The organism is Aerococcaceae bacterium DSM 111021 (assembly GCA_020112395.1).
Taxonomy (GTDB): Bacteria; Bacillota; Bacilli; order Lactobacillales; family Aerococcaceae; genus Ruoffia.
This window is the reverse complement of record JACCEK010000003.1, coordinates 264,387-287,339: the sequence shown is the minus strand read 5'-3', so window position 1 is coordinate 287,339 and position 22,953 is coordinate 264,387. Positions and strand designations below refer to the sequence as shown.

The following is a 22,953-nucleotide window of genomic DNA, read 5'->3' as shown; positions in this document are numbered from 1 at the left end:
GACGATTGATTTCGTCAACACTTTTTTGCTTTTTTTGTAAATTTTATGTAAATTTACTGTAAACCATATTCGGTATCGCCAGACATTGTAACAACGTCTTGTGACGACAAGAGATAATATACCATGGAGTGTAGTAATGAGTCAACAACTTATTCTCTTTTTATAAATTTAATTTTAAGGTTTCTTATTAGTATGCATTTATTCACTTATACCTACCGTTACGTAATGTCTTTTCTAATGTCTTTATATAAATGGTGTTATTTTATTCTTCAATTGGACCTGTTTCTTCTATATATAGATCATCATTCTGTTGATTATTCTAATTCGGTCTTCTAGCTAGTTTCCTTTTTGATATTCACATACTTATTTTTTTCTTACTATAGAATACCACTCGAATATATTTGTAAATAAAAAACCACCCTCGAAAGGTGGTTTTGAATTAATTATAGTCGCTCATTTAGCTCTTTAGCTAAATCCTCAAATCCTGGTTTACCTAATAAAGCAAACATATTACGTTTATAGTCTTCTACTCCTGGTTGGTCAAATGGATTTACTCCATTTAAGTAACCTGAGATCCCTACAGCTTTTTCAAAGAAGTAAATTAGATGTCCTAATGATTTCTCATCCATTGCTGGGATAGTTACTAATAAGTTTGGTACATTACCATCAGTATGAGCAAGTAGTGTTCCCTCAAATGCTTTTGTATTTACAAAATCAATTGTTTTACCTTCTAAATAGCCTAAGCCATCTAGGTCTTCCTCAGCCTTAGGAATATCAATATCATGTCTTGGTGATTCAACTTTTAAAACTGTTTCGAAGATATTACGTTGACCATCTTGAATTGTTTGTCCAATAGAATGTAAATCCGTTGAGAAATTCGCACTCGCTGGATAAATTCCTTTTTGGTCTTTACCTTCTGACTCTCCAAATAATTGTTTCCACCATTCTGAGAAGTATTGCATACCAGGTTCGTAATTTGCTAGTATTTCAATATTTTTACCTTTTTTGTAGAAGAAATTGCGAATTGCAGCGTATTGATAAGCACTATTCTCCATAATATCTGGATTACTGTACTCTTCCATTCCTTCACGTGCTCCAGCCATTAAGGCATCGATATCCCCACCAGCAACTGCAATCGGTAATAATCCAACCGCAGTTAACACTGTAAAGCGGCCACCAATACCATCTGGAATAATAAATGTTTCATAACCTTCAGCATTAGCTTCTGACTTTAAAGCTCCTCGCTCTTTATCTGTTGTTGCATAAATACGTTTAACTGCTTCTTCGTGTCCGTACTTTTTATCAAGTAGTTCTTTAAATACACGGAATGCAATTGAAGGTTCAGTTGTTGTACCAGATTTAGAGATGATATTTACTGAAAAGTCACGTTCTCCAACTAAGTCAACTAAATCATGTAGGTATGTAGAACTGATACTATTCCCTGCAAAAATTACTTGAGGATTCCCTTTTCGACCTGCTTTTATATTATAGAAAGAATCATTTAAGAATTCGATTGCTGCTTTAGCACCTAAATATGATCCACCAATACCAATTACAATGAGTATATCCGAATCAGCTTTAATTTTTTCAGAAGCTGTTTTAATTCGTGCATACTCTTCTTTATCATATGTTTCTGGCCATTCAACCCAGTCTAAATACTCATTTCCAGCACCAGATTTATCATGAAGTTGCTTATGCGCCAATTCGATATATGGTTTAATTTGTGTTAGTTCATGTTCTTTAAAGAATGATAAAGCTTTAGAATAATCAAATTTTAAATTTGTCATTAATATCTCTCCTCATTATTTCTTAGAATATTTGTTTGATCTTCATCTATTTGTTTCAAACCATCTTCAATAATTGTAGGCATAACTCGCCCTAATGTCTTGAAACCAATTTTTGGTAAATATCTTTTTGGATATCTTTTTAGCTTTGCTGGAAATGGTGGCGTATTTAAATACTGTAACGCTCTAAAAGATAAACTTATCTTTTTAGTATACTCATCAATATCGATAATTTTGACTTTAACTTTGTCGCCAATTTCGATAAAATCATCTAATACAGTAACGTACCCATGTTTACATTCAGAAATATGTACCAATCCTTGTTCTGTATCCGATAATTTTACAAAGACACCATAATTTTGAATACCAGTTACTTCCCCTTGGATTACATCCCCAATTCGAAATTCTTTTGTCAATGTATATCCACTCCTTACTTTAAAGTAGACTACTCATTAACAGTAACGCTAGTAATCACAATATCTTCTACTGGTTTGTCTTGTGCTCCAGTTTCTTGTGCTTGCATATCAAGTACAACATCCATACCGTTAACAACATGCCCAAAGACTGTATGACGATGGTCTAACCAAGGAGTTCCACCTTTAGCAGCATATTCTTCAATAATTTCTTCTGGGAATCCGGCTTCTGTTAATTGACCTAACATTTGTGCTGGTACAGTTGGTGCTGTAACAATAAAGAATTGACTTCCATTTGTATTTGGTCCAGCATTAGCCATTGATAATGCTCCATATAAATTAAAAACTTCGGCTGAGAATTCATCTTCAAATGCTTCTCCATAAACGCTTTCTCCACCCATACCAGTTCCAGTTGGGTCTCCACCTTGAATCATAAAATCTTTAATAATACGGTGGAAAATAACCCCATCGTAATAGCCTTTTTTAGATAACTTTACAAAGTTTTCAACAGTCTTTGGAGCTGCCTCAGGGAAAAGTGCTAAATCAATATCACCTTTAGTAGTATGTAGTGTAATATCCACTTTCAGTTCATCTTTTTTTAATTGCGGAAAATTTTTCAATTTTATTCATTCCTCCTATTATTTTTTCTGTATACATTATATACTAATTCACTTTGTTATGTTTAACAAATGTTTTAATAGTTATATCAAATAATTTTTGATATTATTGAATAAGAATCATTAAAGGTTTGATTTTTGATAGATAAAAAAGTTTTTAGCTTAATTTAGTAAGTTTTTCTTGATTAAGTTTGTTGAGTTACTATTAAAATACAAGAAGGTTGGTTTATTTATGAATTTCCCTTTAGTTGCGTCATTAGTTTCAATTATGTTTGCACAATTAATTAAATATCCAATTGCTTATTTAACCAATCGGAAAAGTGCAAAAATTAATTTAATTGCTTCAACGGGTGGTATGCCAAGTTCTCACTCAGCAGCTGTGAGTAGTTTGACTACTGCTTTAATTTTAGAACATGGTTTTAGTTCTCCTTACGTTGCGATATCTACAGTCTTTGCAGTAATCATTATGTTCGACTCTATGGGAGTGCGCCGTCAGAGTGGAGAGCAAGGTATAGTGTTAGACATTCTAGCACGTAAACATCTGGCAGAATTAGATTATGTAGCAGATGAGATAAGTTATAATGAGGATGAAGATAATCCTTTAATACTTAGCTACAATATAGAAGAATACGAAAGAATGATAATAAACCGTTATCTAGGTCACAAACCTAGTGAAGTTATTGTTGGCACTTTAACTGGTGGATTTATTGCCGTTTTCCTAAGATTAGTTTTATTATAATATTATAGAAAGTGTGATACTTTGAGTTTTAAAGAGTCCTTGTTTGATATTACAATTGTTGGAGGGGGTCCAGTTGGTTTATTCACAGCATTTTATGCAGGATTACGTAATGCTAAAACTAAGATTATTGAAAGTCTTGAATCTTTAGGCGGTCAACCGGCTCACCTTTATGCTGAAAAAAACATTTACGACATTCCAGGCTACCCTGCTGTTAAAGGTGATGAATTAGAACGTAATTTAATTCGACAACTTTCTCGCTTTGATATAACTATTCAACTTGGCGAGGAAGTCTTGCACGTTAATAAGAAGATTGCTGACGAAGGATTTGAATATTTTGAGATTATAACGAATGAACAAATTCATTATTCACGTACCGTCATTCTAGCAATTGGTAACGGAGCATTTTCTCCCAGAAAATTAAGTCTCCCAGATGCGGAGATGTATGAAGACAGTAATCTTCATTACTATGTTAATAACATTGAACAATTTACTGGAAGAACTGTTGCTATATGTGGTGGTGGTGATTCTGCCGTTGATTGGGCCTTAGCTCTCGAACCTTTAGCTAATAAAGTGTACTTAATTCATCGCCGTGATAAATTCAGAGCCGTTGAAAGTAGTGTTATGCAGTTAGAAAATTCTACCGTAGAACTTCTTACTCCATATATCCCAGATTCAATTAACGGAGATAACAATCATATCCAGTCAATTAATTTGAAGAAAGTAAAATCTGATGAGACAATGTCACTAGAGATTGATAACTTTATTGTAAGTTATGGCTTTACTTCTAGTATAGGCGAGATTCGTAAATGGGGATTCAATTTAAACCGAAATACTATTGAAGTGAATTCACAATACGAAACAAATATACCCGGCATATATGCTGTTGGAGACATCGCTCATTATGAAGGTAAAGTAAGAATCATTGCAACTGGTTTTGGGGAAGCTCCTCAAGCTGTTAATCATGCTCTATTAAAGATTGATCCTACAAATGTTAATCCGCCTATTCACAGTTCAGATTTATTTTAAGGAGAGATACAATGACAAAAAACGAACAATATATTAAACAAAGTCGCCTTGAAGATCAAGCTCATTATTTATTGAATGATCGAGGCGTTAAGTTAACAGATATCGCTGAGATTGTGTATGATTTACAAAAAGATTATGTTGAAGATTTAACAATGGATTATTGTTTAGAGAATGTTATTGCTGTTATGAAAAAACGTGAAGTACAAAACGCAGTAATTACTGGAATTGAAATTGATATTGCTGCAGAACGCAAACAGTTTTCTCCGGTCTTGAATGATTTACTTATGCGTGATGAAGGATTATATGGAATTGATGAGGTATTAGTATTATCAATTGTTAATGTTTATGGTTCGATTGGATTAACTAACTTTGGTTATGTAGACAAACTAAAACCTGGCATTATCGGTGAACTGAATGATAGTAAAGATGAACATTGTAATACGTTTATTGATGATATCGTAGGAGCACTTGCTGCAGCAGCAGCAAGTAGAATTGCTCATTCACAGCCTCAAACCGATGAAGTGAATGCAAATCCAACTCCAGAAGAATCTTACGAAGATGCACATGAAAATTAAAAAAAGTGATGAGTCAATTTGACTCATCACTTTTTTATTTACGCCAATATATAATTTTGCGAATTGCTAGTACGACTGCTTCGTATGCCAATAAAACAATTATGAATAATAACATAAAAAACTCTTGAGGCAATACTGTAATAACTGGATCCTCAAGTGGATTGAATAGCCATAAATCATTATTAAATAGTAACTGATGAAAAATAATAAAGACCCTGTCAAAAGCAATCACTATGAAAAATAAAAAGATTAATGGGAATGACAATTTAAACGTAAAATGTGGAACCATCAGTATTTGCCAATTATTCTTCTTAATTAATACAATGGCACAAATTGTTAATAATAATAAAATGACGAAGATTATGAAATTAACAAAAAATAATACTTTAACTTCATCAAAATGCTGTGCTCCACCTTGTGACATACTAAAATAAGGCATATTCAATTCATGAATGGTTGGGTTAATTAAATACTTCAAAATAGCTTCATAATTTATCATCAATTGTTCCTGAGTTAAACCCGATATTGATGATAAATTAAACCAACCAATGCATAATGAATAGACAAACGGTGATGTGAATATGACCGTCGTGATTGACGTGGATATTGCGAATAAAAAGATAACCAGACTACTAACGCCTCGTTTGAGAATATCCATTGATTATCGCTCCCATTCTGAGAGTGATTCTACGATATATGTTGGTTGTTCTGGTATGACTTTCAAGTCATCTCTAATCGTAATCCCAGTTAATACAAGCAATGTATCCATTCCCATATTCATTCCTGCCATAATATCAGTATCATAATTATCGCCAATCATTAGCACTTTATCTTTACTGATACCCAGTTGAGCAAGTGCACCTTCCATAATTGGTTTATTCGGTTTACCAATAATGATTGGTTTTTTTCTTGTTGCAAATTGAATAAATGATGTAATTGCTCCCGAACTTGGATTCAGTCCTGTTTCAGTTGGTATCAAACGGTCTGTATTCGTGACAACATATTCCGCCCCCGAAAGAATAGCTTGAACTGCTACTGTCAATTCATCATATGTGACATCTCGTTTTAATCCTTGTACAACAACATCGACTTTTTTATTTGAATCGACTGTAAAACCTCTATCAATTACTTGATTCATTAAAGCTGATTCACCTAACACATAAACATTCGCGCCAGGATGGTTCAATTCTATATAGTCTCCTAATGCAATAATTGACGTATATACATGGGACTCATCAATTGGTATTTCATAATATGTATTTAAATTATGTACAATTTCATCTACTGTTTTAGTTGCATTATTTGTAACTAATTTAAATGGAAATTCATTCTTTAACAAGTTACGAATAAAGACCTCAGCTTCAGGAATACGCTCCTTACCTCTATAAGTTGTTCCATCTAAATCAATTAAATAACCCTCATACTTTGTCATTAGTTCTTTTTCACCTTCTTGATCACAAACTTTTTATCATTGGTTATTTTCTCACTCGTTTTTTCGATTATCTTATGTGGTTTATGCACTTCACTAGTGCTTTGATTTTTCTTAAATGTTCTTTTTCTACGAGTATTCCTTGGTTTTAATACATCATTTTCTAATTTTTCATTATCTTTTGTGGTCGTTAAATGAGTTGTTTTAGGTCTTTGCTTACTAGGCTTTCTAGTTACCTTTTTGTTTCTCGATTCTTTCTTTTCGAGCTGGTTAAATTTCTCTACTGCTTCAACCTTACCCAAGACAAAATAAGCAGCGCCAAAATTACAATATTCTTTGATATAGTCATCTAAAAAATCTATCTGCTGGTCTCTAGGTACTTTACGTTTTCCTAGTTGATAAAACCCTCTTAAGCGTAATTGGTCATGTCCCCAGTCACCGACAATAAAATCAAATTTCTCAAAAAACGTTTGATAGCGATTAGAGAATGCATCTTGTTCAAATCCTTCACGGTAATTCACTAAAATGCGATATTCTTGTGTACTAATTTGAACTGTTTCATCATTAATCAGATGAATTTGTTTATCGTCGATATTTTCACCTTGTATAATATCATCTAATATAGATTCAAGTTGATTTGTCATTGTTTTTTTAGTTCCCAAATCACTCGCCTCCTTCTAATGGGTATGATTTATTTAAATAGTTTCTTACTGTATGTCGTAAAAAGTCTGGAAAAATTAATTGTGGATTCCCGTGATTATTGATTGTTGGAAAGAATGGTAGAAACCAAATATGATCAACTGTCACAAATTTGTAGTCGTGTTCATTATTTATTGATTGCCCATTAACTTCCCATTGATGATTACTTTCATTATAGTAAAAGCCTTTATAGACTATCTCTCCAAATATTTTACCACGAAAGCCAAGTCCATTAATTAATTTATATCTCAAGTCTTCCCTTTGATTTCTCATTTCATTCAGCATCTCTGTCAGTTTTTCACCTTTCATTTCAACTACTGCCAGATGCATTGGGTGTGGTAGTGCTTCATGCAAATGGTGTTCTGTGATTTTCCCTCTTGGTAGATCACTCAAGAATAACCCCGTACTTAAAAGAGCATTTTCAACATCAGTTGCTTCAGTCATAGAATCCAGAGCCATTTGAATAAATGATTGCGGTCCGTATGAATCCAAAGCTTGAAATGTTTCTGGTATTTCAGCTACTAATCTTTCTTCAAGTTGTTCTATACCTTTTTGTTTGTAGTAATCTGATTCCTCTGATTGATTATATCTTTGACTTAGCTGATGGATAGATAGTACCTCTGCTGTCATCTGCCACGTTTTTGTTGTTCTGTCAAAATATAAATCGATTGTTCCAACGAAGTTACCATATTTCCCTGCTGCACATAAAAAACTCTGGTTCTCCCAATCACCTTCAATAAGTACATGATGTGTATGTGCACCTATGATAAGTTGAATTTCTGGAAAAAGATTTGCTATATACCTATCCGTTTCTATTCCAAGATGGGATAATAATATAATCAAGTCAGTTTCTTCTTGGTTTACTTGCTGAAGTGTATATTGCAAACTATCAATCGGGTTCTCAATTATATATCCGTTTAAGTCATAAGTTTTATACGGCGCAGTTAGGCCAATAAAAGCAACCTTGAGACCATCAATGTCCTTATATACAATATTTTTTGCATATGATGGAACTTCCTGAGTTTCATTGTCAAATAAATTTGCAACAGTCACTGAAAAATTAGCCCTTGAATACAACTCTGTCAATCTCTCTTTTGAAAAGTTTAACCCTTCATTATTCCCGACAGTCACTACATCGTACCTAGCTTGATTGAATAAATCAACTATAACTTTTCCATAAGTTGCTTCAACTAAAGGGTGTACTGAATCCATAGCATCACCAACATCAATCGTTAATAAAGCCTCTCCTTTTGCTGTTGCAAGTGCTTGATTTTCCTCAATAAACTTGGATATTAATGGCCAATGTTCTAAGTGCCCATGTAGGTCATTGGTATGTAGTATTTTTAGACGCAATGTGTACACCTCTTTCATTATACATTTCTTATAGATTATAATACAAAAAAAGACCGAACATCAATCCTGAAAGGACTGATCTTCGGAATTATTTGAATTATACAATTGCTGGTGTGAGTGAACCTAAGAAAATAAAAGCGACAACTAACACTAATGCTGCAATTAAAACATAAACCAACCATTTTTCAGGTAGTTTTGGAATTGGATACTTCACTATAAAGCTAAGACCTATTATTATGTAAACCACAGCTAATATATATTGGAATATATTCAATGGGATAACATAACCTAATAGTGAAATAATAGGTATTAGTATAGCACTTGCTTCTAATGGTATCCCTAACGTTTTACCATCTAATTGTTCCCCTTGAAATTCAATGGCTTGATTGAAATGAGCAAGGCGAGTTATAACAGCTAGAATATAAAGTGCTGCAACAATTACTGATAATACTGAACCAAATGATAAACCTATTAATAATGACGCTGGTAATAGTGCATAAACAACAGCTTTACTTAATACATCAAATTCCAAGTCAAATGAAATTTGAGCATCTTCTCTATCAAACATCGCTGTAAAACGATAACTAAATACATAACCGACTGAAGCAATAATTAGTGAGATGATTGTATATTGTGATTCTCCAATCATTGAAAACCCTACTCCAACAGCTCCAAAAAATAAACTGAAAAGTGTTAAAGCATTTGATTGATTAATTTTACCTAAGAACATATGACACACCCTTTCACTCTAAATGTAATCGTTATTATTATTGTACCTATTTATGAGTTCATTTACAATTAATACTGTTTAATATTTGGTTGATGGCAACCAATCTTCAACTCTCACAATTGAAAATGCTTTGATATTCCTATATACTTATTTTAACGCATATAAGAGGTGATCAATATGAAAAAATGGAAAATTATTGTCGACTCAGGGTCGTCAATTCGTGAACTAGATTCAACGAATAAAAATGTTGGTTTTGAAATTGTTCCTTTAATGATTAATATTGGAAATGATGTTTATGTCGATACTGAAGACATTGATATCGCAGATTTTTTAACTAAATTAAAAGAAACTAAACAAGCAACCTCAAGTGCATGCCCTTCTCCAGAAGTTTATGCAAATCGATTTGATGGTGCAGAGAATATTATCTGCTTTACTATCTCTTCTGAACTATCAGGAAGTTATAATAGTGCCTCAATTGGTAAGGACCTTGCATTGGAAAGAAATTCAGATTTAAATATTCATATATTCAACAGTCGTTCAGCTGGTGCTGAGATGGACTTGCTAGCAAAGAAAGCTTTTGAATTAGCAAAAAATGATATTTCATTCGATAATATGGTAAGTGAAATGAATTCTTATCACGACAATGTGGATATTGCATTCTTATTAGAATCAGTAGACAACTTGGTAAAAAATGGTCGTGTGTCTAAAATTGTTGGACAAATGATTGGTTTACTAGGTATTCGTTTAATAGGTAATCGTACTCCAGAAGGTACCATTCAACTTGCTCATAAGTCTAAAGGTCAAAAAAGAGCTTTAAAGACTTTAATTAACGAGTTAAAATCAAAAGGATATAATGGTGGTAAAATCGAAACGTCTCATGTTCTTAACTTAGACATTGCAGAAGCTTTTAAAGAAGAAATTCTCAAAGAGTATCCTACCGCTGAAATTTCTACACGCGTTACAAGTGCATTATGTAGCTACTACGCAGAACATAATGGAATGATTGTTGGTTTTGAAACAAATTAATTCACAATTTAAAAAGAGGCTAATCTATATGATTAACCTCTTTTTTGTTCCAAAAAAGTAGTATTAAGTAGCTATACCCTATTTTACTCTTTCCCTTACTAATTAAATTGGTCTAAATAATAACCAATCAAACTAAAATAAGGTCTAAGTACTTCATCATGCTCTTGATAAATTTCATGCCCTGCGTTTGGAATTGAAATAAGTTCAATACGTGGTAAGTATGTTGCACCCGTATAGATACCATCTGCTCGAACAATGATATCCTCCACTGAGCGAAACATTAAAATTGGAGTATTGATATTCTGTAATACAGATTTTTGAGTCGTGTTTTTTAACCCAGACATCGATGCGTTTAACCAATTCAATGTTCCACCCGAAGTAGGATGAGTAATGGCTGCTTTCCTTACTTGAAAGTAGTACTTTTCTCTATATTGACTTTTAGTCAGATTAGGATTGGGTCGATAAGTTGATGACCTTGTTGATGCTTCTACCACATCATTACTTCCTTGTGAAGGGATTGGTTTTTGACCCATATTAAAAAATTGTGCTCCTCTTGCTAAGGCATGTGTCACTGATCTTGGATACGGATGTGTATCAACGCTTAACATAGGCGATGAAAGTATAGCTGCTTTGAATACTTCAGGATACTTTCTTAGAAACATGGTACTGACTGCGCCACCCATTGAATGACCAAATAAGTACAGTGGACCTTCAACTCCATATGTTTTTTTAACCGATTCAATAACCATCCTTAAATCTTCTACATAATCATCGAACTCACTTATATCAATGAGCGTTTTACTCGGATTAATTCTAGATCCACCATGCCCTCTCGCATCATAAACGAGCACGTTATAGTTTAACTGCAAGAAATAATATACCATTTCCTGATATTTTTCCTTATATTCATTAAAGCCATGGGCAATAAACATAGTAGGTAAATGTTTATCCTTTAAATAAAATGAATACGATAGTGACATACCATTAACTGGAATCTGTCCAGTGTATTCATATTGCTGAATGAATGGTTTAGCAAAGTTATTCATTTGACTCTCGTAATCTAATTCATCCACCCACTTTAAGTTTGGATAAAGTGGAATCTCAAGTGTTCTTATATCTACTTCTTTAGCACTTGTTTGTTTTAGTGGATGCTTTAGACGATAAATTAAGTCATAAGCTAATAAACTTATGCTACCTTTAGCAACTAATTTAAGTAATTTTAACGCTGTTTGTTTATTTACCAATTAGCTTCTCCCTTCTGTGTCCATAACTAAGGAAACGACTAGACGAACATAAGGCACTTCATCAATATTGTAATCTGTAGGTTCTGCATATATTGAGATATATTGACTTTGATAGATATCATAATTAGATAAGGAAATGGCATCTGCATATACATCAAACAAATAATCTGCTAGTATCTTCGGATTTGCCCACGTAGTTAAATGTACATCACCTGCTGATATATATAATTCATACAAATTCTCACCTAGCCTGTACTCCGCATCATCAATGGCTGGAAAGTGTGATCTAAAATCTGTTCCTTCTACTGTTAGATTACTTAAATAATGATACTGTCCCATCTCTTCAACTCTATATCTTCCACCTTCTTCGAGATGATGACCTATTATAATGGGTTCCCATCCTTTGGTTCCACGCATATGGTTTACCTGTTTTATAAATGCATCATTTAAAGCTAAGCTATTCAAAGATGCATTAAATTCATTCGCAGATTGTTCTGCAGTAGCGTAATGATCATCGTATAAAATATCTTCATTTATTTGATAAGGCTGTTGATTTCCTGGCCCTGCATATTCTGATATAGATTCAGTTATATTCTGTTCATTCTCTGCATCTTTTGGTAAATTTATCATTTCTTTCATAATCAGGGTAAACGATTCATTCATATTTAAAGTCTCATCCATTAATGTTGCTTCAATAAAATTTTGATGTTTAAAATACCCTAACAATAAAAAAAATATGATAAAGGTTAATTTGAAATAAAAACTCACTGGAAGTTTATTAGTCATGACTCTCTCCTATCGTTCTTTTAACATACTTATCATATCAGAATCTTTCACTTTATTAAAACTCTAATCTAAATATTAAGCAGTTCTATTATCTTTAATGACAAAATTATTTTCTTCAAAAAATAAAAGACTTAAATTAGATTGTAAAATCTAATTTAAGTCTTTTGGTGAATTCTTATAATGGTTCGGTAGAATTTTCTGAATGTTGAATCAAATACGGATCAACAATATGATATCCCATTTCGTGGTAACCATCAATAATTGTTGGTAGTGCCTCTAATGTCCAATAACGATCATGCATTAAAATATTAGCGCCTGGACGAATATATTCATTGTTCAGTGATACTTGTGCTAATTCTGGTCCAGATAGATATTCATCCATCCAGTCATATCCAAATGACCATGTCATCAATTGCATCCCTAATTCATTACAAATTAAAATTGTATCCATATTAAAAAATCCAAAGGGAGGTCTAAACCATCTTACTGGTGCGCCAGTAATTTCTTCGATCAATTGGTTCGTACTTAACAGTTCATTGTATTGCTCTTCGTAGCTTAACTCTCTCATATTCGGATGTGTATGAGTATGATTTCCAATTTCGAACCCCATATCATGAATCGCCTTCGTTATATCTTTTCCCCACTGCGACTCCAAGTACATACCATTAACCAAGAAAATAGCATTCACATCTTTTTCTTTCATGACATGTGCCATCTCTAATGCATAGCTATCTGGTTCTTGTGGTGCATCATCAAAGGTAAATAACAAAACATCCTCAGATGAATTCCCATCAAGCGGAAGTATCTCTGATGAAACATCAGGATCTTCATGAATATAATACGCATAACCTTCTTCATTTGGCTGTGCATAGTGACTATAATTTGTCCAAGCAGAACGAATATTGTCGGCTTTCACGATATCACCACTACCTTGCACTGCTACTTCTGAAATCTCAATTTGTGGTATATCATCTGGTATTTCCTCTGCTTGTATCCATAAATTAGTTGTCATATTCCCAAGCAACACCATACCCATTATAATCTTATAAATCGTTTTACCCACTTCTATACTTCCTCCTACTGATTTAAATACATATATCTTAATCTAAAAAATTTATATCTCTATAAATTCATTTTACCGTAATCACTTTGAATTTAAAAGAAAGAAACTTATAAATACAGCTAGATATATTGACTTATTTAAACCGAGTAAGAGAAATTTTCTACTGGAACAGTCTGAGTTAAAGGTGTTTCAGTATTTATTTTTTTGCCATACCATTTTACATCATGCCACTGACCAAATTTGTATCCAGCTTGTGGGAATGTGCTAAGTAATTGAAAGCCATTTTTTTCATGAAACCGAATGCTTCGTTCATTAGAAGCTACGATATTGGCTATAACTTGAGTTATCCCTTGCCTACTCAGGGCTAATTCTAAGGCTGTGAATAACTTTTGTCCCACTCCACGAACAGGTGTGTCCTCAGATACATAAATACTCAAAGCGCATGTGTTAGTTAAGTTCAACATAAATGAAATTTCACTCACATAAACAAATCCAACAACTGCTCCTGCGTATTCAGCAACTAAAAAGGGAAAATGATTCATAGATTCTATAATTGTCTGTTGGTAATACGTAATGGTTCCAACCGTTTCCTCTAAGTTAAATACTGTATTTAATATATATGGCGTGTAAATCTTTTGAATGTGTGCTGCATCATTTATCTGTGCTGGACGAATAAATATTTGCTGTGACTGAAATTCCATGCTAACCTCCTTGTATACTTTTTCAAAACAAAATAATTATAGCTAATTTTTTAAAATAATCAATCACTTTTTAGCCGTTTTTTGTAAAGTTTTTTTGCTTATTATTCACTTAATTTTGCCGAGTATTTCGATACTTTTCTATTCAGATCCAGGTTCAATTGCTGTCTTTATATCATAACCATAAGCGGGATGATAGGTTATCTGGACTGCCCCGACTGAATCAGTGCTTAAATACGGGGTATTAAATTGTCTTAGCTTATCAGTGACTTCTTTATGCGGATGACCATATTGATTATCCACTCCTGCTGAGATTAAAGCTAAATAGGGTCTTGTATGTGATAACAGTTCTTCTGATGTACTTGTATCACTACCATGGTGAGCAATTTTAAGTATGTCCCCTCTTATCTCTGGATAGGTAGCAACTATCTTTGCTTCAATTTTTTTAGTAACATCTCCAAGCGCAAGTATCGTTAATCCCTCCAATTCAATTTGAACAATTAAGGATGATTCATTCGATTCACTATCCGAATATTTAATATCAGAGTGATTAGCACTGTATATAGTTATCGGAACTTTAGCAAGCTTATAACGCTGTCCAAGATTTAGTTCGATAATCGTGTTAGTATTTATTTCTTTAGAAATTTCAGCCCAAATGTCGCTATTTAACGTATACTCACTTACCCATAATTCTTCAATAAATATCTCTTGAGATAAAGACACTAAATTCCCAATGTGATCTATATCTGGATGGGTAATAATGACCCCATCTAATTTATTTACACCTAAAGCTTTTAATGCCGGTATTAAATTCTTATCTCCATAGCTATGATCAATACTTGAACCTTCAACTTGCTCCCAAAGTCTTCTTCCACCAGTATCAATCAACCAGTTACCTTGATTATGGCTCATTTGTAATAACGTCGCATCACCTTGCCCGACATCAATCATTGTTAGCTTCATAGATTGATTGGTATATGGCAAACCAATTATTATTAATAAGTACATAATTAGAAATACGCTATAACTAAGGTAAGGTCGAATATGAATGAAGCCAATAAAAAAAAGCCCCACTAAAATTAGCACGTATAATATCATAAGTGACTGTTTTCCAACAATCATATTAAATGAATCGAATAATTCTGATTGAGTCATAACCTCATCAAAAAAAGTCATCATTTGGTTCAGTTTTGACGTAATCTCATGAAGTCCTAGTAATGACAGTAATATCCAAAGTGTCGTCAAAAAAACAGTAGGCATTATAACTTTATTAAAGAAAATTGTAAACATCACTACAATAAGAACTTGAATTATATTCCACTCAAAAGATGACTGCATTATTATTGGCCATGATACAAGTAGACACGCAAAAGTCATTTCAATACTTTGAATGCCACTATGTTTTAAAGGACTAGTTTGATTATATAAGATGACCACAAATGTCATTATGAAACTCAAAGTATATCCAAGTGATAAAACATTTAATGGGTTAACCAAGAGGAGTAGAATACCAATGACTGAGAGTATATCTAAACGCGTTAAAGGTAATTGATATCTAGATTTTATTGAACTTAAACTACTCATAAGTAAAACACGAATGACACCTACCGGCCATCTAATTAGCCAAGTATAGATACATAAAAATATAAAAATCACTTTATTTGCATATTCTATCCGCATACCCAATCGTAATAATATATAATTTAATAATCGTTTTATAAAATATATATGAAACCCCGATATTGCAAAGAAATGTGCTATACCAAGTGCAGTAAAGTTTTCTTGGTAATCACTATAAATTTCAGAGTCGATATTTAGCAATAACTTATTATGTACTGCAATCCACTCATGATAATTCAATTGAATAAATTTATTCAACAAATCATACCTTAAGCCTAATAGACGCCCAAAGAAGGAATCATTTTCCCCTATACTTTTTATGCCGTCAATTTCTAACGCCCAAGCTATTTCTTGTGTTGCCAAGTATGTTTTGTAATCAAAGACATCAAAATTCCTAGCTTGATTCGGTATTTGTAACTTACCATTGAGATGCCAAATACTCGCTTCTTCTGTAACCCGATGATTTACAGTTTCGTCTTCCTCTAACCATTTAATAAAGTTCACGTTAAAATGCATCACTTCTTTATTATGTATAATCTGCAGCTTACCTTCACCTCGAATAGAACTATTATCAAGTTGTACATCAAATGGATCGGTATATAAAAAGGCTTGTATCTCCTGATTTTCGATGGGAAAATTTTCAATTGCTTGAAAGCGAGCTGTTTGAATCTGCGCATGACTAAAAATAGTGATAATTAATATGATTGTTGTAATGATAGTCTTTTTGTTGTTTAAAGAAAACAATCTAAATCCTAAAACAATAACAGGTAATAATACCCACAAATTAAAATGATAGTAAGCTTGTAAGCCAATGTAAATGAATAGAAAAATAATTGGCCATTCATATTGGATATTGAATAAATACTTTTTTATCATGGCGATACAGTAATAAGCTCTTTAAGGCTTTCAAACGTTTTTTCACCTATCCCTGAAATAGCCATAATATCTTCAATGACTATAAAACTCCCGTTATCCTGTCTGAATTGAACAATTGCCGCTGCTTTTTTAGGTCCAATATTGGGTAATGTCATTAATTCGTCCGCTGTGGCAGAATTAATATCTATCACTCCAGAATTATTATTCTCTAACAGGTTTGTTTCTAGTATGATGCCTTGATTATTTTCCAAAGTCTGAGATTCACCTGTCATTTCTTCATTTTCTAACTCTTCGTACGTTTGGATATAAATTAACATTTGATCTTCGAGTAATTTTGCTTGATTCAAATGTTCTGTTGCAGCATCCATTGTCACTCCTCCTGCCATCTCTATTGCATCATAGACTCTGCTTCCTAAAGGTAGTGAATACATGTCTGGGTGTTCGACCGCTCCTTTTATATCTACATAAATAACTTGGTTTTCTTTGACTTCTTCTATACTTTCTAATCCTGGTACAATAGCTAGATCCGTATTGATATCAGGTTCTTCAGTTGATTCCGATGTTAACGGTAAACTACTTTCAAATAGTTTGACATAATCCGTGGACGATTGTCGCTTTGGAACAATTACGTATAAGAGTACTGCGACTAGAAATGTTAATAACAATATTTTAAAGATATTCTGTTGAATATAGTTCATAACGGTTTTTATTTTCGAATTTTGATAGTTCATAATTCCCCTCCTAATTCTTATATATATATATACAAAAAAAAAGCCCATTTCCATTTTTAAAAATGAAAATAGACTTAATTATTTTATATTACATACTTAGATTCAACTTATTGGTTCAATTGAATTTTTTCATGCATAGCTTTTTCAACGTTAGTCGGAACCATGTCACTGATATCACCATTGAAAAACGCTATTTCTTTAATAATTGTAGAACTTAAATAACGATATTGATCCGCAGCATATAATATCACTGTCTCTAATCCTTCAACTTGTCTAGCATTTGCTGATGCTATAGCATATTCGTAATCCACATCCGTCGTATTACGTAATCCTCTGATCAGAGCTGTCGCATTTTTTTCTTCATAATAATGTGCAATGAGTCCATCTTGCAATGTATCTACTCTTACATTATTTATGTGTTTAACACTATCTTCTATGAGCTTTATTCGTTCTTCAACTGTAAATAAAGTTCTTTTACTTGTATTAATTGCAATGACTACAATCACTTCGTCAAACAATTTACTGCTTCGCTCAATTAAATTTAAATGCCCTTTAGTTAATGGATCAAAAGTTCCAGCAAAAATTCCAATTTTAGGTCGGTTACTCAACACTATTCTCCTCACCTTCGTAAATATAAATACGGGTAGCACCATAATCTTTTACTTTAATTAACTCAAATCCATCTATTACAATTGGAAGCTCCACATCTGAATCAGTTTCACATACAATAGTTGATTGATGATTAATCATTTGTAATTCACTCAGCCACGATATGTCTTTTTCAATCTGTTGTTTATTATAAGGCGGATCTAAAAAGATTAGACTAAAAGGTTCTGTCATTTGGTTAGTCGCATAATTACGCAAGCTCTTATGATTATCTCCTTTTAATAAAGTAAACCGCTCTTCTTCTTTAGTCATCTGAATATTTTCGTTGATAGTATCTACTGCTGGTCGATACTTTTCACATAGCACTGCGAAATCCATCCCTCTTGAAACAGCTTCAATAGCTAACGCTCCGCTCCCAGCATATAAATCAAGACATCCACCACCATCAAAAAAACCACCGATTAAATTAAACATACTTTCTTTAATTTTGTCTGTTGTTGGACGTGTATTTTGACCAGGTACAGCCTTCAATCTTCTACTACCATATTTCCCTGATACTACTCGCATATACTACCTCCGTTCATCCATTATTAATTTTTTTATTACGGATTGATTCTGCTATCGATTCAATTAAAGACTCTTCTTCATTCGCAACAGAAAAAGGATGAGATAAAGAATTATCACTTGAAGGCTCTATTGAGTTAGCAAAAGTCATATCAATATCGTCTCGATATGAATACTCTACTTGTCTCACAAAAAAGTAATCATTGATAACTTTTTTTATTTCCTCAGCATCTGATTTATTCACATACATAATAGCATATTTCATTTTTCTACTAAAATAATGAATGTAACCGTGTTTTCTCAACTCTTTAATTTGTTTGGCGGAATAAAGCCAAATGGTCAGTGATTGCCTTTCAATCATATTAAATTCCATATTACTCCCCTTTCTGCTTAGAATATACTAAATTTATATTCGGTTCTTTTCTGTCTTCAATAATCATTCTTAGTGCGAGTCCGATTGAACTTAACATAGCAATCATACTTGTACCACCATAACTGATAAATGGTAAAGTAACTCCCGTTAATGGTAGAACACTTACGACTCCACCAATATTAATTAATGACTGAATGAGTAGTAAAGATGCTACTCCAATAAGTATTGATTTTCGATAAATATCTGAACTTGATGCTGCTCGCTGATATAGAATGACTATTAAACTAAATAATAAACTAATGACAACTAACACACCTAACAAACCAAGTTCTTCTCCAATATTTGCCAAAATATAATCCGATTCAATAACCGGTAATATGCCTTGTTTTGAAACTCCTTGGCCAAGTCCCATTCCAAACAATCCGCCTCGACTAAATGCCATTAAACCTTGTATGATTTGGTAGCCGGAATCTGATGAATATCTGAATGGATCAATAAATGATGCAAGTCGCTCAAACATGTGAAAGTCTTGAGAGACTAACCAATCACCAAATTGCCGTCCAACTATCGTCAGTAACAAATAGCCTATTAATAATGTGCTGTACGCAATAATATTCATTTTTAATGATCCTTTTGTGAGTAAAAAGATTAAACCCCATGTTCCCCCTATGATAATAACCATTCCAATATCAGGTTGCAGAATAATTAACCCAACTGAACTGATTAATAAACCAATCGCTAATTTATTAATCCAAGAAGGTAAATTCTGTTTTGAAAGAATTAACTCTCTTTCTGAATATTTTATAAGCCAACTGACAACTAAAATACTCACAACTTTAACGAATTCACTTGGTTGAAAACTAAATCCAAATACCCCAAGCCAACTTGCCGCTCCAAATATACTATCTTGTGTTAACAACACATATATTAAAATAACAACTAATAGCCCCATAACACTCATTATAAACCAAATGTTTTCAAAAAATTCATATGGTATAACAATCATTAACAATATGATTAATATTCCGATAATGACAGAAATAATTTGCGTTGTAATAAAACCACTTGGATTAATATACATAGAAGCACTAAAGACTGATAATAATCCTATCACAACCAAAATAGTTGTAATAAGTATGACTGATTTATCAATATGCTTAAAGTTTTTTACCATTTCATCTTTTGAAAATAGTTTATTTAATATCTTTTTGAGCTTCAGATTTTTTGGAGCATCATGATGTTCCTTTTCGTTTACCATCAAACGCCTCCTCATTTATAGATAATTACACTTATTATAACACTAACAAAAATAGTATTGAATAGTATAAGCTTTTGTAATCATATAAACTATTATAACATGTAAATGAATATTGAATATGGTATTTTCTTGAACAAAAAACCACTTACTCTACTAAAGTAAGTGGTTTATATTCAATAATAGTCTGATTTACGCGTCTAAACGTTCAGCAACTTTAGACCATTTAACAACTTTCCAGAAAGCTGATAAGTATTCTGGACGACGATTTTGATATTTTAAGTAGTAAGCATGTTCCCATACGTCTACACCTAATAATGGTTTTTTACCATCAGTAATAGGGTTATCTTGGTTAGGTGTTCCAACAACTTCTAATGTTCCATTGTTATCTACTAACCATGCCCAACCAGAACCAAATTGTCCTGCTCCAGCAGCTTCAAATTTTTCTTTAAATGCATCTACAGATCCAAATGCATCTTCTAATTTTTTAGCTAGGTCAGCTGGAACTTCATTATTATCTGAAGGAGCTTGTAATGACTCCCAGAATAATGTGTGGTTTAAGTGTCCTCCACCATTATTACGTACTGCTGTACGTTTCTCTTCTGGAATATCGTTTAAGTTTGCAATCACATCTTCGATTGATTTTTCTGCGAACTCAGTTCCTTCTAATGCATCATTTAATTTAGTAACATAAGCATTATGATGTTTACCGTGATGTATCTCCATTGTTTCTTTGTCGATAACTGGTTCTAAAGCATCACTTGCATATGGTAAGTTTGGTAAAGTAAAAGCCATAATAAAATTCCTCCTATATATTTATCTTTATATTACAATATTACCATCTATTAAATAAATAGCATAATAAAACGCTCACTTTAAGTGAGCGTTTTACTAATTATTACTTTTTATCTTTTTTTGATGCTTTTTCACGAGCACTCTTATCTAAGATTTGTTTACGTAAACGGATGCTTTCTGGAGTAATCTCACAATACTCGTCCTCATCCATAAACTGTAATGATTCTTCTAAAGTTAATATTTTTGGTTGTTTAATAACATTAGTTTGATCTTTATTCGCTGAACGAACGTTAGTTTGTTGTTTAGCTTTCGTGATATTAACAGTTAAATCATTCTCACGATTATGCTCTCCAATAATCATTCCACCATATACTTCAGTACCTGGCGAAATATAAATTTGTCCACGTTCTTCGATATTCATAATACTATAAGTTGTAGCTTGACCAGAGTCTAATGATACTAGAGCACCATTACGACGACGACCAATTGATCCACCTACAGCAGGTCTGTACTCATCAAACGTATGGTTCATAATACCGTAACCACGTGTTAATGACATAAATTCTGTTGAGAATCCAATTAAACCACGAGCTGGAACTAAGAAGATTAAACGAACTTGTCCGTTACCCGGGTTAATCATATCTGCCATTTCAGCTTTTCGTGTTCCTAAAGCTTCAATGATTGATCCCATATACTCTTCTGGTGTGTCAATTTGTAATCGTTCAAACGGCTCGCTAGCAACGCCATCAATCTCACGAATAATTACTTGTGGTCTTGATACTTGGAATTCATATCCTTCACGTCTCATGTTCTCAATTAGAATAGATAAATGTAATTCTCCACGTCCAGATACAATAAAAGCATCTGGTGAATCCGTAGCTTCAACATTTAAAGACACGTCTGTTTGTAATTCACGTGCTAATCTATCATCCAAGTTACGAGCTGTTACATACTTACCTTCTCTACCTGCAAATGGAGAGTTATTCGTTAAGAACTTCATTTGTAAAGTAGGTTCGTCAACGTGTAATAAAGGCATAGCAATAGGATCTGTACTACTTGCAACAGTTTCCCCTACAAAGATGTCATCCATTCCTGATAATGCAATTAAGTCTCCACCAACTGCTTCATCAATTTCTACTCTTGCTAGCCCGAAGAATCCAAACATTTTTGTTACACGGAAGTTTTTAGTACTTCCATCTGTTTTCATTAATGTTACGCTGTCTCCTACTTTGATTGTACCTTGGAAAACTCGTCCGATTCCGATACGCCCAACATAATCGCTATAATCCAACATTGACACTTGGAATTGTAACGGTTCAGTACGGTTATCAACTGGAGCTGGAACATGTTCTAGCACTGCATCAAAAATAGCATCCATATTTGGTTCTTGATCCGCAACGTCACTTGATGTGCTTGACGTTCCGTTTAATGCTGATGCATAAATTACTGGGAATTCAATTTGATCATCATCAGCACCAAGTTCGATGAATAATTCTAATACTTCATCAATAACTTCTTCTGGTCTTGCTGATGGTTTGTCAATTTTGTTTACTACGACTACTGGAACTAAACCTTCATCTAAAGCACGTTTTAATACAAAACGTGTTTGTGGCATTGTTCCTTCGTATGCATCTACTACAAGTACAACACCATCAACCATTTTCATAATACGCTCTACTTCTCCACCAAAGTCCGCATGTCCTGGTGTATCCATGATATTAACGCGCGTACCTTTGTAATCTACAGCTGTATTTTTAGCTAAGATTGTAATTCCACGTTCTCTTTCAATATCATTGTTATCCATCGCACGATCATCAAGTTGAGTATGTCCGTCTAAAGTATCTGATTGTATTAATAGTTCATTAACCAACGATGTTTTACCGTGGTCAACGTGAGCGATTATTGCGATGTTTCTTATATCATTACGTAATTCCATTGTTATATTCAATCC

Annotated in this window: 24 protein-coding genes; 4 read left to right on the top strand and 20 right to left on the bottom strand. The window is 33.0% G+C overall.

The genetic code is table 11. The annotated features are described in order from the left end of the window. Positions 1-443: 443 nt before the first annotated feature. From HYQ40_11145 to HYQ40_11135, 3 genes are read right to left on the bottom strand one after another with little or no spacing between them, the layout of a single operon-like run. Positions 444-1,787, bottom strand: coding sequence for a glucose-6-phosphate isomerase (locus HYQ40_11145; GenBank protein MBZ6528320.1), 1,344 nt, complete (start codon positions 1,785-1,787; stop codon positions 444-446). After that, a complete protein-coding gene (locus HYQ40_11140) occupies positions 1,787-2,200 on the bottom strand; it encodes a S1 RNA-binding domain-containing protein (protein ID MBZ6528319.1) in 414 nt (137 codons plus the stop codon). The genes HYQ40_11145 and HYQ40_11140 overlap by 1 nt, the downstream gene beginning before the upstream one ends. A 29-nt stretch (positions 2,201-2,229) precedes the next feature. Next, entirely contained in the window at positions 2,230-2,817 is a 588-nt protein-coding gene (locus tag HYQ40_11135) for a peptidylprolyl isomerase (GenBank protein ID MBZ6528318.1), read from the bottom strand. 229 nt (positions 2,818-3,046) lie between these two features. On the opposite strand from HYQ40_11135, the gene HYQ40_11130 reads away from it, so the two are divergent. Genes HYQ40_11130 through HYQ40_11120 form a run of 3 tightly spaced genes read left to right on the top strand, consistent with a single transcriptional unit; the run spans position 3,047 to position 5,154 of the window. Then, complete coding sequence (locus tag HYQ40_11130; protein MBZ6528317.1) at positions 3,047-3,553, top strand: divergent PAP2 family protein; 507 nt, start codon at positions 3,047-3,049, stop codon at positions 3,551-3,553. Between the two features lie 21 nt (positions 3,554-3,574). Next, on the top strand, positions 3,575-4,579 hold the full coding sequence (locus HYQ40_11125; GenBank protein ID MBZ6528316.1) for an NAD(P)/FAD-dependent oxidoreductase: 1,005 nt from the start codon (positions 3,575-3,577) through the stop codon (positions 4,577-4,579). An 11-nt stretch (positions 4,580-4,590) separates the two neighbouring features. After that, a complete protein-coding gene (locus HYQ40_11120) occupies positions 4,591-5,154 on the top strand; it encodes a phosphatidylglycerophosphatase A (protein MBZ6528315.1) in 564 nt (187 codons plus the stop codon). 34 nt (positions 5,155-5,188) lie between these two features. Here HYQ40_11120 and HYQ40_11115 read toward each other — a convergent pair whose 3' ends face one another. From HYQ40_11115 to HYQ40_11095, 5 genes are all read right to left on the bottom strand, one after another. Continuing rightward, positions 5,189-5,812 (bottom strand): TIGR01906 family membrane protein, encoded by a 624-nt coding sequence (locus tag HYQ40_11115; GenBank protein MBZ6528314.1) that lies wholly within the window; start codon positions 5,810-5,812, stop codon positions 5,189-5,191. A 3-nt stretch (positions 5,813-5,815) separates the two neighbouring features. After that, positions 5,816-6,586, bottom strand: coding sequence for a TIGR01457 family HAD-type hydrolase (locus HYQ40_11110; protein ID MBZ6528313.1), 771 nt, complete (start codon positions 6,584-6,586; stop codon positions 5,816-5,818). Continuing rightward, positions 6,586-7,245, bottom strand: coding sequence for a YutD family protein (locus HYQ40_11105; protein ID MBZ6528312.1), 660 nt, complete (start codon positions 7,243-7,245; stop codon positions 6,586-6,588). Before HYQ40_11105 ends, HYQ40_11110 begins: the two co-directional genes overlap by 1 nt. Position 7,246: 1 nt before the next feature. Beyond that, positions 7,247-8,635, bottom strand: coding sequence for a bifunctional metallophosphatase/5'-nucleotidase (locus tag HYQ40_11100; GenBank protein MBZ6528311.1), 1,389 nt, complete (start codon positions 8,633-8,635; stop codon positions 7,247-7,249). Positions 8,636-8,732: 97 nt separating this feature from the next. Further along, complete coding sequence (locus tag HYQ40_11095; protein MBZ6528310.1) at positions 8,733-9,365, bottom strand: hypothetical protein; 633 nt, start codon at positions 9,363-9,365, stop codon at positions 8,733-8,735. 177 nt (positions 9,366-9,542) lie between these two features. Between HYQ40_11095 and HYQ40_11090 the strand changes: the two genes are divergently transcribed. Then, positions 9,543-10,391, top strand: coding sequence for a DegV family protein (locus HYQ40_11090; GenBank protein ID MBZ6528309.1), 849 nt, complete (start codon positions 9,543-9,545; stop codon positions 10,389-10,391). A gap of 98 nt (positions 10,392-10,489) precedes the next feature. Here HYQ40_11090 and HYQ40_11085 read toward each other — a convergent pair whose 3' ends face one another. The 12 genes from HYQ40_11085 to typA form a co-directional block, all read right to left on the bottom strand. Then, entirely contained in the window at positions 10,490-11,635 is a 1,146-nt protein-coding gene (locus HYQ40_11085) for an alpha/beta fold hydrolase (GenBank protein MBZ6528308.1), read from the bottom strand. Continuing rightward, on the bottom strand, positions 11,636-12,421 hold the full coding sequence (locus tag HYQ40_11080; protein MBZ6528307.1) for a hypothetical protein: 786 nt from the start codon (positions 12,419-12,421) through the stop codon (positions 11,636-11,638). A gap of 175 nt (positions 12,422-12,596) precedes the next feature. Continuing rightward, positions 12,597-13,457 (bottom strand): polysaccharide deacetylase family protein, encoded by an 861-nt coding sequence (locus HYQ40_11075; protein MBZ6528306.1) that lies wholly within the window; start codon positions 13,455-13,457, stop codon positions 12,597-12,599. A 164-nt stretch (positions 13,458-13,621) separates the two neighbouring features. Next, complete coding sequence (locus HYQ40_11070) at positions 13,622-14,185, bottom strand: N-acetyltransferase family protein (protein ID MBZ6528305.1); 564 nt, start codon at positions 14,183-14,185, stop codon at positions 13,622-13,624. A gap of 138 nt (positions 14,186-14,323) precedes the next feature. Then, positions 14,324-16,678 (bottom strand): DNA internalization-related competence protein ComEC/Rec2, encoded by a 2,355-nt coding sequence (locus HYQ40_11065; protein MBZ6528304.1) that lies wholly within the window; start codon positions 16,676-16,678, stop codon positions 14,324-14,326. Continuing rightward, positions 16,675-17,409, bottom strand: coding sequence for a helix-hairpin-helix domain-containing protein (locus HYQ40_11060; GenBank protein ID MBZ6528303.1), 735 nt, complete (start codon positions 17,407-17,409; stop codon positions 16,675-16,677). The genes HYQ40_11065 and HYQ40_11060 overlap by 4 nt, the downstream gene beginning before the upstream one ends. 107 nt (positions 17,410-17,516) lie before the next feature. Next, positions 17,517-18,062, bottom strand: coding sequence for a pantetheine-phosphate adenylyltransferase (gene coaD, locus HYQ40_11055; protein ID MBZ6528302.1), 546 nt, complete (start codon positions 18,060-18,062; stop codon positions 17,517-17,519). Further along, on the bottom strand, positions 18,010-18,582 hold the full coding sequence (gene rsmD / locus HYQ40_11050; GenBank protein ID MBZ6528301.1) for a 16S rRNA (guanine(966)-N(2))-methyltransferase RsmD: 573 nt from the start codon (positions 18,580-18,582) through the stop codon (positions 18,010-18,012). Before rsmD ends, coaD begins: the two co-directional genes overlap by 53 nt. 13 nt (positions 18,583-18,595) lie before the next feature. Further along, positions 18,596-18,952, bottom strand: a complete 357-nt coding sequence (locus tag HYQ40_11045; protein MBZ6528300.1) for a YlbG family protein — start codon at positions 18,950-18,952, stop codon at positions 18,596-18,598. 1 nt (position 18,953) lies between these two features. Continuing rightward, complete coding sequence (locus HYQ40_11040; protein ID MBZ6528299.1) at positions 18,954-20,210, bottom strand: FtsW/RodA/SpoVE family cell cycle protein; 1,257 nt, start codon at positions 20,208-20,210, stop codon at positions 18,954-18,956. Between the two features lie 189 nt (positions 20,211-20,399). Further along, on the bottom strand, positions 20,400-21,002 hold the full coding sequence (locus HYQ40_11035) for a superoxide dismutase (protein MBZ6528298.1): 603 nt from the start codon (positions 21,000-21,002) through the stop codon (positions 20,400-20,402). A gap of 103 nt (positions 21,003-21,105) precedes the next feature. Continuing rightward, positions 21,106-22,938, bottom strand: a complete 1,833-nt coding sequence (typA, locus tag HYQ40_11030; GenBank protein MBZ6528297.1) for a translational GTPase TypA — start codon at positions 22,936-22,938, stop codon at positions 21,106-21,108. Positions 22,939-22,953 lie beyond the last annotated feature (15 nt).